Source organism: Epilithonimonas tenax DSM 16811, from assembly GCF_000428485.1.
Classification (GTDB): Bacteria; Bacteroidota; Bacteroidia; order Flavobacteriales; family Weeksellaceae; genus Epilithonimonas; species Epilithonimonas tenax.
In genome coordinates this window covers 33750-46252 of the sequence record NZ_AUAA01000004.1, presented here as the reverse complement: position 1 = coordinate 46252, position 12503 = coordinate 33750, and the positions used below count along the sequence as shown (strand labels likewise).

General features: G+C 39.8%; 10 protein-coding genes. 6 read left to right on the top strand and 4 right to left on the bottom strand.

Annotation, left to right across the window (positions count from 1 at the left end; translation table 11 throughout):
* The first annotated feature begins 136 nt into the window (after positions 1-136).
* The 6 genes from F564_RS0102965 (at position 137) to F564_RS18615 (ending at position 8379) form a co-directional block, all read left to right on the top strand.
* A complete protein-coding gene (locus tag F564_RS0102965) occupies positions 137-679 on the top strand; it encodes a lipocalin family protein (RefSeq protein WP_028121300.1) in 543 nt (180 codons plus the stop codon).
* 262 nt (positions 680-941) lie between these two features.
* Positions 942-1853 carry a DnaJ C-terminal domain-containing protein gene (locus tag F564_RS0102960; protein ID WP_028121299.1) on the top strand — a complete coding sequence of 304 codons (912 nt, stop codon included), beginning with the start codon at positions 942-944 and terminating at the stop codon, positions 1851-1853.
* A gap of 2 nt (positions 1854-1855) precedes the next feature.
* Complete coding sequence (locus F564_RS0102955; RefSeq protein WP_028121298.1) at positions 1856-2161, top strand: chaperone modulator CbpM; 306 nt, start codon at positions 1856-1858, stop codon at positions 2159-2161.
* Between the two features lie 396 nt (positions 2162-2557).
* A complete protein-coding gene (locus tag F564_RS0102950; protein WP_028121297.1) occupies positions 2558-6241 on the top strand; it encodes a T9SS type B sorting domain-containing protein in 3684 nt (1227 codons plus the stop codon).
* Between the two features lie 25 nt (positions 6242-6266).
* Complete coding sequence (locus F564_RS0102945; protein ID WP_028121296.1) at positions 6267-7229, top strand: YpdA family putative bacillithiol disulfide reductase; 963 nt, start codon at positions 6267-6269, stop codon at positions 7227-7229.
* 109 nt (positions 7230-7338) lie between these two features.
* On the top strand, positions 7339-8379 hold the full coding sequence (locus F564_RS18615) for a L,D-transpeptidase (protein ID WP_051259546.1): 1041 nt from the start codon (positions 7339-7341) through the stop codon (positions 8377-8379).
* A 299-nt stretch (positions 8380-8678) separates the two neighbouring features.
* Here the strand turns inward: F564_RS18615 and F564_RS0102930 are convergent, their stop codons facing one another.
* The 4 genes from F564_RS0102930 to F564_RS0102910 form a co-directional block, all read right to left on the bottom strand.
* Positions 8679-9968: an aldehyde dehydrogenase family protein gene (locus F564_RS0102930; protein WP_028121294.1), complete on the bottom strand. Its 1290-nt coding sequence runs from the start codon at positions 9966-9968 to the stop codon at positions 8679-8681.
* A gap of 375 nt (positions 9969-10343) precedes the next feature.
* Positions 10344-10841, bottom strand: coding sequence for a hypothetical protein (locus F564_RS0102920; protein WP_034980611.1), 498 nt, complete (start codon positions 10839-10841; stop codon positions 10344-10346).
* Positions 10842-10968: 127 nt separating this feature from the next.
* Positions 10969-11613, bottom strand: a complete 645-nt coding sequence (locus tag F564_RS0102915) for an HD domain-containing protein (protein WP_028121292.1) — start codon at positions 11611-11613, stop codon at positions 10969-10971.
* The gene (locus tag F564_RS0102910; RefSeq protein WP_028121291.1) at positions 11613-12452 is read right to left on the bottom strand and encodes an alpha/beta hydrolase family protein; all 840 of its coding nucleotides are present in this window, start codon (positions 12450-12452) and stop codon (positions 11613-11615) included. The genes F564_RS0102915 and F564_RS0102910 overlap by 1 nt, the downstream gene beginning before the upstream one ends.
* Between the last annotated feature and the right edge of the window lie 51 nt (positions 12453-12503).

Genomic DNA, 12503 nt, shown 5'->3' with positions numbered 1-12503 from the left:
CATTGTCTAATTAATATATCGTAAAAATAATCAAATATTTTAATAATAAACAACGAAACGCATCATTCATTGATCATAACAAATACGGACGGTTATGGAACTATTTTTGAACTCAATCTATCAATCAAAAAAAACAATGAAAAATACATTATTAAAAATAGCAGTACCCGTTTCGTTAGGCTTTGTAGGGCTCTTTTTGTTAAATTCTTGTTCTGCCGGAATCCCCGCGGGTGCCAATGCCATCCAGAATTTTGATTCAGAAAAATATCTGGGCCAATGGTATGAGATCGCCAGATATGATTATCGGTTTGAAAAAAATATGGATCAGGTGACCGCAACCTATTCCAAAAATCAGGATGGAACCATCAAAGTAGAAAACAGAGGTTATGATTATGTGAAAAAAGAATGGAAGCAAAGTACAGGCGAAGCCAAATTTGTGAACGCTGAGCAGGAAGCCCGGTTGAAAGTCTCTTTCTTCAAACCATTTTGGGCAAGCTACAACGTGATAGACCTAGACGAGGACTATCAATACGCCTTGGTCGCTGGTAAGAACCTGGACTATATTTGGATCCTTTCGCGGAAAAAAAGCATTCCTGAAAATATCAAAACCCGTTTTCTGGACAAAGCAAAATCGGTTGGGTATGACACCACTAAGTTGATTTGGGTGGATCAGAAGTGAAAAAATCTGACAAAAGGAACAAGAGCCAATTGAAAGAATGTATAAATCCACAACATAGCCCCATTGCAGCAACATCTATTTTTACTTGTTGACTGGGCGGAGCCGGAGTTAATAGGTAAAAAAGATTCAGCAGAAAGCGTCGGGAAAAAGTAAACCAACACGAAATCCTGATGCACCTAAAAATCATACTTTAAAATATCCTGTTGGCCTCAAAAATCAGTAACTTGTATTGGCAAATCTGAGCACAAAACCAACTGATCATATGGCATTTATAGACTATTATAAAACGCTTGAAGTAAGCAAAAGTGCGTCTGCGGACGAGATCAAAAAAGCTTACCGGAAACTCGCCAGAAAATACCATCCGGATATGAATCCGAATGATAAAGAGGCAGAAAGAAAATTCAAAGAACTGAATGAGGCGAATGAAGTTCTTAGTAATCTGGAAAACCGTGCGAAATACGACAAATACGGAGAAAACTGGAAGAACGGCGAGGCATACGAACGGGCGCAACAACAGCAAAGTCAGCAGAATCACGCTTATCCCGGTGGTGGATTTTCTGCAACAGACCCTGGCGGTGGTGAAGGGTTTTCTGACTTTTTTCAATCCATGTTCGGCGGTTCTGGCAGCGGTTTCGGCAGAAATTCCCAAGGAGGTGCAAACGGAAAATTCAAAGGTCAGGATGTTTCTGCAGAATTAAATCTCGAATTGACAGAGGCTGCAAAAACGCATCAGCAGACCTTTGATATCAATGGAAAAAAAGTAAGAATTACGATCCCAGCCGGTGCACAAGACGGTCAAAAAATAAAACTGAAAGGCCACGGAAATCCTGGGATCAACGGTGGCCCGAATGGTGATCTTTATATCAGCTTCCATATTGCGGAAGACCGAGATTTTAAACGTGATGGTGACCACCTGAGAACCTCGGCAGACATCGATCTCTACACAGCAGTTTTGGGGGGCGACACCAATATCCAGACACTGGAGGGCTCTGTAAAACTGAAAGTGAAACCTGGAACACAAAACGGGACAACGGTAAGGCTGAAAGGCAAAGGCTTTCCCTTGTACAAAAAAGAAGGCGAAGCAGGTGATCTGTACGTGACTTATCAGGTGAAGATCCCGACTAATCTTACCGATGCGCAAAAAGAACTATTCCAACAACTTCAAAATTCTTAATGATGAGCGAAAGAATATCCGTAAAAGAAGTCATTCAAATTTACAAAATTGAGGACCATTTTCTGAACGAACTGATCAGTTCTGACTTGTTGCATCCCGAAACGGAAAACAGCACTACTTATATCGTTTATGAGGAACTGCATCATCTGGAACGCTTCGCAAACTGGCATTACGATCTGGAAATCAACCTGCCCGGAATCGAGATCATCCACAAACTTCTGAATCAACTGGAAGATCTGCGCCACGAAAACCGAAGACTATCAGAAATCGCCGGAAAATTAAGCAGTTGGGAAGACGCAGAATTCTAAATCTTCAGAAGGCTGTTTTCAATCCCAACTAACAAAATCCTGATCATCTGTCTTTATCGAAGATCAATATCAAAGCATTCCAATCCATAGATAAACATCCTAAGCAGCCAAGTACTTTTCCACCGTGACTGAGTTGGGTATTTGCTCTTGGATATTTGTTAAGACGAATTACCTTGCCTTGAAGTGACCGGTGATGACTTGTTGTTTTGGCCACATCTCTTATGGATAGAAAAGCCCCAGTTAACCTTAAAAAATAAGATGGGGAAAAATCTATAATTAATTTTCTTCATTATCCTAAAAACTTCGGAAAATATCACCCCCAAAATTATTGATCGCATATTATTTTACATTAATCATAACTTTTTATTAAATTAGGTTATAATTAAAGCTGGAAATATGAAACGGTTGATCTTGTTGATTGTATTGATTTATACTCAATTTTTCTATTCACAAAGTTGTTCCAATATTACCGCAACTGATATTTTTGGAAATACTTCTGCACAGTTGAGTTGCGGAAATGGTGCTTGCATAGAACTCGTGACCAATGTCCCTAAGACATTCTTGACCAATTCATATCAGGTATCGGCTCAGAATTATGCCACAGTCATACCATTTGATCAGGGAACACCACTCAATGCAAAAACCGACGACAGTTTTTCGGATATTATTCCGCTGCCTTTTAATTTTTGCTTTTACGGAAACACTTACAAAAACCTGGTAATCAGCACCAATGGATTTATCACTTTTGACACCACTCAGGCCGGACTTGCCAGTAATCCGAATATCCTTGCCAACAATCCCAATGCACTGTTGCCAAAAAACGCCATTTTTGGTGTGATGCAAGATTTGATATTTTCTGACATTGATGATTCTGAAATCTATTACACCGTCTCAGGAAGTGCACCGTGCAGGAAATTTGTGATCAATTATTACAAAGCAAGATTGACTGGTTGCACAGAGACTTCTACTTTTCAAATTGTACTGTCCGAATTTTCTAACGAAATAGAAGTGAATATTGAGAATAAACCTTGGCCTTGCACGACAGCACGTTTCAAAGAATCTCTTATTGGAACAATGAATTCTACTGCCACAAACGGACTATCGCCTCCCGGAAGAAATACCAGCATCTGGCAATCCGGTAATGAAAGTTGGAAATTCAGTCCCACAGGAGCACAGATAAAACCAAACATCATCTGGAAGAACTCATCTAATCAATCCATTGGAAACACAGCAACTGTTAATGCCTGTCCTACGAAAACAGAAAAATATACTGTAACCATGGATTATTTGGTTTGCGAAACAAACTTCACACTGACTGATGATATTGATGTGACCTATACCCAAAACGGAAGTGCACCCGTTATCAATAGTCCTGTCAACTTTAGCTACACGTTGTGCGATAACAATGCTGATAACACCGAAGTCTTTGATTGGAACACATTGGTGACGCCGCTCATCACAACGGATCCTGCGATGAATGTACGCTATTTCTTAAGTATGCCTGCCGCAGAAGCAGGAGGCGTAGGGATCTCCAGTATAAAAGGTGGAAAGTACACGGTCTATGCGAGAGTTACTGGCCCAACTGGATGTTACTCAGTCGGAATTGTCCATATGAACATTAACTTCCTGGATAAAATTGAAGCCTTTGATGTCAAAAAAATTTACTGTTTTGATGGCAAAGAAGATGTTGCTGTTGATTTGAACACCATCTATCCGGACATGTTCCTTACAACTCTACCGAAAATTACAAAAGTCAGCTTCTACAAAACTCAGAACGATGCCTCGGTGCCTAACGTATCAGAAGTAATTGCTGCCAATCAAATTCTGACAGACGATGGTGACCTGGTGAGCTACACTTTTTTTGTGCGCTTCGAAAATGCGGATGCTTGTTTTACAGTTAAAAAAATAACCATCGAACTTAGAAATCCGATTGCCAACCAAAATCAGGATATTTGTGATTTTAAAAACGACGGCACAGAAATGATCACGTTGAGTAGTCTGAATGCAGCTATTGCAGGAGGACAACCCGTTACTGTAAGTTACTTTCGGGATCCTGCTACCGCCAACAACAACCTGGGCGCCATTACAACATACCAACTTACGGGCACCAACACACCAGCTATCATCTATGTTCGTTTGGACCTGGTGGCAGACAATGGGGATTGTTTTAGGATTTATCCGGTCGTGCTCAATCTGATCGCCAGTCCAACCCTCACCAAAGATCTACTAATCATCAACCTCGGGCGCATCTGCGATAACAACAACAACGACTCCGAAGCGTATGACCTGACACAGCATCAATCGCAGCTTTACTCCGGAGCAGAACAGTTATCATACAGTTATTATGAAACGTACAATACAACCAACGGAACATTTGGCAATGCCATCTACGATCCTACTTCTTTTCTGATCACCAAAAGTACCGCAGTCTTCGTAAAAGTTTCTAAAGGTAATTGTTTTGCGGTGGCCAAGATTGCTATTAATTTTGATTTTCTTCCCACTGTGATCATTAAACCGGGAATCATCTCAAAATGTGACAAAGGCTACAACTACGGTGAAACCTATGATCTGAATGATGCCAAAGCACAAATGTTCATTGCAGCACAGAACACAGACACCATAGCTGATATGGATGTCACTTATTATGAAACTGAAGAGAATGCAAATTTGGGCGTATTAGAAAAAAGCAATCTGCAAACAACATCTTACAACACTGTTACATTCTGGGCTAGATTCGAGTCCAAAAATACGCATTGCTTTTCTGTGGCCTCTATTGTTTTAAAAACATATTTCCCGCCAAAAGCTGTTCCATCTGTCATCCAGGTCTGTGATAGCAATCTGGACGGTCATCCGGAAGTCAATCTGCTCTTACCACAATATACCGCCAATATGGTAAGCGAAACAGATCCGGAAAATCATTTTAGGTTCTTTTTGACCCAAGCGGATATTACCAATAACAAACCGATTCTAGATCCGGAAAATTTTTCACCGGTTCCCTTCCCTACTAGAATTTATGTTCTAGTAGAAAATCTTGCAGGCTGTTTTACTTTGCCTTCTGCGATTGATTTTACGCTGGGATCTGTCACGCCTGTTAATCAAGAAACTATCTTATTGGAAGAATGTGATGAAGCCAATGACGGAAAAGAAATACTAAACCTTAGCCAGTTTGAAAATCAAATTTACACTTCTGCAACCAATTATTCTTATTATCCAACGCTGGAAGATTTGAATAATAACCAAAATAAGATTACAACGCCTTCTGCCTATCAGTATGATGTCCAGCTTCATCCACCTGTCATTTTCCTTAAAGTTGAAGGTACCAATTTTTGTCCTGCATTGGTGAAAATCAATATTAATCTCAAAAACACACCCTTATTTGATTTACCATCATACTATTTTTGTCCTGGTGGTGTGATAAAAATAGAGCCAGACCTATCCTATCTTAGCCCAAAAGAATACACATGGAGAGATCCTTCCGGCACTACTATTACACAAGGTCCCAATGCGACATCCATCAATGTGAAAACACAAGGCAAATATAGTCTTACTATTGGCAGTAGTAATGGTTGCACTTTCACAGAAATTTTCGATGTGTTTGCGTATGAAGTGCCAATCATTACCCAATTAATAGGCCTTTCTGCAACATCATATCAGGTCCTTGCCACAGGAAGTAGAAAAATAATCTATTCCATTGATAACATCCAGTGGCAAAACTCCAATATTTTTGAACATATAGCCCCCGGGCCTATTAGGTTTTATGTGAGGTTCGAAGATTCTGAATGTCTAGGTGTTACCAGAGATGGACTATCCGCAAAAGTCATCAACGCAATAACACCTAATGATGATGGGATCAATGACAGATGGACATTCAGCGATCTAGACGTTTACCAAGACGTTCCTTCCAACGTGAAAATATACGATCGAAATGGCATCATGGTTTACGAGCAATCCAGCACAGAGAGCTTCAGCTGGGATGGCAAATTTAATGGACGAAGCTTGCCTACCGCGAGTTATTGGTACGTCATCACTTTTCCTGATAAAATAATTAATGGTTGGATTCTTTTAAAAAATAGAAATTGATCCAGAAAATCGTTAAATTTGAAGTATGGAATTATACGATATTCTTATTGTTGGTGGAGGTCCTATTGGATTAGCCTGCGCTTTGGAAGCGAAGAAAAATAATTTAAAATACATCATCATAGAGAAAGGAACTGTAGCGAATAGTCTCTATCATTATCCTTTGTACATGACCTTTTTTTCGACAGCCGACCGTCTGGAGATTGATGAAATCCCCTTCATCACAACCAAACCAAAACCTGGCAGGCAGGACGCTTTGGAATATTATCAAGGAATAGCCCGACAGAAGGATATCCAAATCAATCTCTACGAAAAGGTACTGCATATCAAAAAATCTAACTTTTTCGAAGTCGAAACCAGCAAGCAAGTTTACTTTGCTAAAAATGTAATTGTTGCTACCGGTTTCTATGATATCCCCAATCTGATGGAAATCCCAGGCGAAGACCTTCCCAAAGTAAAACATTATTATACAGAACCTTATCCTTACGCTTTTCAAAATGTGGTCGTCATTGGTTCCAGCAATTCTTCCGTAGATGCTGCTTTGGAAATCTACAGAAAAGGCGGTAACGTAACAATGATTATCCGCCACCACGAGATCTCAAAAAATGTAAAATACTGGGTGAGACCAGATATAGAAAACAGAATCAAAGAAGGCAGCATCAAAGCTTTTTTCGGTGCAGAACTGCTGGAAGTGAAACCAAACACAGTGATCTTCAAAACCAATGAAAACGAGATCAAAGAAATAGAAAATGACTTTGTAATGGCAATGACAGGTTATCTACCTGACTTCAACTTTCTGCAAAACTTGGGAATCGAGTTGAAAGGTGAATGCCTCAATCCGTTCTACAACCCACAAACTATGGAAACCAACATCAGCGGAATATACCTCGCAGGCGTTGTTTGTGGCGGAAAAGACACACATCTTTGGTTTATAGAAAATTCGCGGATCCACGCAAAACAGATCATCACAAACATTATAGATAAACATTAGATCGTTATTGACAACGGTCATTGCCATATTTCCATAGGATGGATCCTATTTCGATTTTAGATTTGCGAATGGTATTCTTTTTGTTATCTTAGGGTGACAAAAAAACACTATGAATACTATCAAATTAAGAACTTTACTTTCACTGTTGATCGCCTCATCGCTATTTTTAATCCAATGTAAAAAAGATGAAAATCTCCCTTCTGATAAAAACAACAATCCCATAACAGATATCTTGGATTCCGATGACAAAAAAGAGGAAGAGAAAAAAGAATCAGAAGAAGAAGAAAAGCCAAGCGTACCAGATGTGGTTATCCCAAGAAAAGACTTCGGATTTTTTCCTTGGGTCTATAAAAACACAGACTCTGTTTCGCAAAAAAACAAAAAAGAATTTACCGGCAAAGCACTTTACACCATCCTCGCGCTTAACCGTCTGGACAGAGCCAACATAGGCGCTGCAGACACCTTGGTTGTTCCAGCAAAGATTGAAGAAGATTTCCTGATCTATTCGCCATTTCCTGGCCACGTGACCAGTCTGGAAAAGGTTAAAAAATTCGTGTTTTTCTCCTACCCTATTCAGGCTTACGCTGTTTATGAATACGGCAATATCGTGAAATGGGGACCAACCAGTATGGGTAAAAAAGCAACGCCGACCAAAAAAGGATTGATGTTCGCAAACTGGAAAAAAGAAGTGTCTATCTCCACCGTAAGTGACGAGTGGAAACTGAGATGGAACGTGAATATCGCTAACTTTGACGGTATTGGATGGCATCAGTACAGTATGCCCGGTTATCCCGCATCGCATTCCTGTCTCAGACTGCTGGAAGAAGACGCAAAATGGATGTACAATTGGGTAGATAACTGGGTCCTGAGCAAGGGCGGAAAAACCGAAAGAGCAAAAGGAACGCCCGTGATCGTCTTTGGCGATTATCCCTGGGGGAAAAGACGTCCCTGGAAAAAACTTTTGGATTCACCAGAGGCCAACAATATTCAGGTGGATGAGATGAACCAAATTATAGAACCTCATCTTGCCACAATAATGAAAGAACAGGAAAACCGCGAAATCGTCATCAAACAGGTTGAAGAGCAGAAAAAAGCAAAAGCCGATTCTTTGGCGACGGTCAAAAACCAACTCTCTGCGCATATCCGATAGATGGTTTAGGAGCTGTTTCCCGCTATCCGCTCTATCTTTTTTGTTTTTCCACCTGCTGTCATCAGAAAGACAATGATCGCCAAAACAAAAAAGGATGCCGCTACTATCGGGGCTATGGCTTTCCACATAAAATTAGATCTGTCAAAACAAAACAAACCTATCAAAAACGAAAATCCCTTCAGACCTCTAATTCTGAAGGGATTTGTCTATTATAAAAAGCGACTTAAACATAGTCAGCTTAAAAAAAGCTCTGGAAACTTTAATCTTAAAAATACAGTTCACCACGCTGCAAAACATCATCAAAGATGACCAACCACGGTTTTTATTTGTGTAAACTCTTTAATAGCGTGCAATGACAGTTCCACACCGTAACCAGAAGATTTTGCACCACCAAAAGGCAGCCGGGCATCAGAACTGGTGGATTTATTAATAGAAACCGTTCCAGATTCCAAATTTTCTATGAAGAACTGCGCCCGTTTTTTATCTTTTGTCCAGACAGAATTTCCCAATCCAAATGGAATATCATTGGCCAGCTTCAGTATATCTTCGTCGTCCTTTCCAACCATCAGGATAGCCAGAGGTCCAAACAACTCTTCCTGCAAAATCGGGTTGCCTGCCTGTACAGAAATAATTCCGGGACGAAACGCGCTTTCAGAGATACGTTCTAGCGCCAGAACTACCTCTGCCCCATACTTCAGTGCTTTTTTATATTGATTTTCCAATTCATCTGCCAAATCTGGTCTTGCCATTTTGCTCAGCTTGGTATCCAAGTGGAAAGGGTCAGCCGGCTGGTAAGAATTATAAACCTCTACAAATTTCGGAACAAACTCCTTCTCCACTTTCTGATGCACTATGAAACGTTTTGCAGCGTTACAAACCTGACCAGTATTCTGAAGTTTTCCGCCAGGACCTTCTATGGCCGCTTTTTCTACATCGGCGTCGTCCAAAACAATGTACGCATCACTTCCGCCCAGTTCCAAGACAGATTTTTTGATGTTTTTTCCGGCAATCGCAGCGACATTCGCGCCAGCCTTTTCACTTCCTGTGAGACTTACACCTCGTACAAAAGGATTCTCCAGGATTTCGTTGATCTCTTCGTGACCAATTCTCAAATTCTTAAAGATGTAATCAGGGAAACCGGCATCACGGAAAACTTTTTCTATGGCATCACCACTTTCGAAACAGATAGAAGCGTGCTTCAACAAAATGACATTTCCTGCTAAAATGGCCGGAACAGCAAATCTCAGAACCTGCCAAAATGGGAAGTTCCAAGGCATAACACCCAGGATAATTCCCAAAGCGTCATAGTGCACTTCGCTGATACTGAATTCTGTTTTGATCTCTTCCGGTTTCAGTACATTGTCTGCTACAGCATAGTACCTGATCATTCCTGCACTTTTTTCTATTTCCGCAATGGATTGCGAAATTGGCTTGTGCATTTCTGTCGTGATGAGATTTGCAAATTGGTCCTTGTCTTTTTCCAGAACATCTGCTAATTTCAAGAGTAACTTCTGCCGTTCTGTGAAAGGCACTTTTCTCCATTCTAGAAAAGCTTTTTGCGCTGCATTTATGTTATTTGATAGATTCATTTTGACTTTTTTTTACTGATAGGGTTACACTTATTGTACCATTTTAGGAATTGCTAAATGTACAAAGTTGCCATTTAAACAAAAACTTATTTTTATACTTTTTATAAATTTAAGCGTTAAATTTTATAAATAATGAAATTGGGAGTTTTAAATACACATCAACTATGCGCAGCAAGACATTAATTAAAATGCAATATTTTCGCTGTCGCGTCTTTGAATAGCAGAAACGACCTTGAAACACAGGATCTTTGCAGCCCAACTTGAGTGGAAATCCTTTTTTGTGGCTGGAGCAGCGCTGGAAAAAAGATTGGGAACGGAAGGCGGAAAAACTGCCTTAATTATTGAGACGGTTGGTTTGGTGAAGCGAAAATAATTCTACTTTTTTTTGTTGCTTCTGAAGAGCAAAACCGCATTGAGAAAAATCAACAACAGATCCAAAGTGACCCAAATGCTGAGCTTGATATTCTCATACTTCAGGTTTTCTACCTTTTCGGAGGCAATGGCAGAAAGTTTTAAACTGTGGTTGATATAGTTACGAACTTCTATGATCTTGTCTTCATTTTTGTTGGGAACAGCTATCTGTGAAAAGTAAACCAACTTACCCTTTCCGATGTAACCTACAACCCAAAACTCACTGGATTTTTGCATATTAAGATACTCGATACGGAAATATTCTGGGCGAATCTGACCAAGGTGTTTGGAACTGAACTTCTGATTATCAGGAGCCTCATCCTGGATCCTGATGATGTAAAAATCAATAGGCTGAGGTAAATAATTGATCACCTGTATGGCCAAAGAATTTTCCAAAAACTGAGAAACACTCTTCTCTATAAACCAAAATGAAAAGTAAGCCGCCGCAGAAATGGTAATCATAGTGCGGACAAGTTTGTTCCAAAAGTTCCATTTTTCTCTGCGAACGGCGGAGAGAAATAGTGCAATGATGAGAAAAATTAATAGGAGAATGATCAACATTGAAACAAAGATAATGGTTTATCTTTAATTAAAAAATCACATTCCATTCTTTGTAGAATTCTTCCAGGAATTGCAGCATCAATTGATGTCTGTGTCCGGCGATCTCTTTGGCCGTTTTTGTATGGAGCAAATCTTTCAAAAGCAAGAGTTTTTCGTAGAAATGGTTGATGGTCGTTCCGTTTGATTTCTTATAATCTTCTTTGGACTGATTGAGTTTTGGTTCTATATCCGGATGATACATCAGGTTGTTTTTGTAGCCTCCAAAATTAAAAGTTCTTGCAATTCCAATGGCGCCAATGGCATCCAACCGATCAGCATCCTGAACGATTTTTAGTTCCAGAGGCAGATTTTCCGGCGCCTCATTTCGGTTTTTAAAAGACATATTTTCTATGATAAAAACAACCTTTGCGATGGTTTCCTGGTCTACTTTCTGCTCTGTAAGAAATTGGTTTACAATTTTTGAGGCCACCGTTTCGTCACCGTTATGGAATTTTGGATCGGCAATATCGTGCAATAATGCCGCCAATTCTATTACCAGTTTTTCACCACCTTCTTTTTCCTGAATTCGCAAACTAATTTTCCAGACGCGTTCTATGTGAAACCAGTCGTGACCAGATTCTGTTCCTTGGAGTTTTTGTTTTACGAATTCTATTGTGTTGTTGATCAATTTCATTACTTAAGTTCTTTTAGAATAATATGCCATAGTGTCCTGTTATAACTTCGGAAAAAATTGATATGCCCAATTTCATTTTTTTCGGATTCGGAGGTTTTTATTAATCTATAGCTTGGTTTCATATTCGGGTAAGTGTTTTGCAAAAGAGATTTTACGCCTTTCTCCGTCAGCCAATCATCGTCTTCTGCTCTGATCACAAAGACCTTTTGAGTGAGGTCTTTTGAGAAATCTGTCACTTTATCCAGCAATTGGTTTGTTGATCTTTTATGGAGGATCAAGGTGCGCCAGTCGTAGGCACTTCCTGCCGGCAGACTTTCTCCCAATCCGAACCAATTTCCGGGAAAATAACCCAAAACACTGGTTGTCAATGGCTGCGCGATTCCAAAGCCAAGATAGGCTTCAATTTTTGTTTTGAATTTCAAATTGCCTACAAAAGCGTTTTGAGTTCCCACAAAGACCAATTCGTCAAACATTTTTGAATCTTCATTCATTCCTAATATCAAAGCACCCAGAGAATGGCCGAGACAGAATTTCTGATACTCCGGAAAATTGGTTTTAATAAAATGCGTGACGGCTTTATAATCTACCGTTCCCCAGATCCTCATAGACGCTGGGAAGCCTTTCATTTTCTGCGGTTTTGAAAGACCGATGCCTCGGTAATCATAGGTAATAACCGTAAAACCATGCGCTGTGAAAAATTGGGCAAAAGAGAAATAGATCTGTTGTTTGACACCTGTTGCAGAATTGATCAGCAATAATTTATGAGTTGGAGATTCTGGTTCAAAAAGATGCACAGACAGCGTATAATTGTCCTCGGTTAAAACATCGATACTTTTCATGAAAAGCGATTAGATTCCGGTAAAAGTAGAAAATTGTGCCCGGGTATTCTC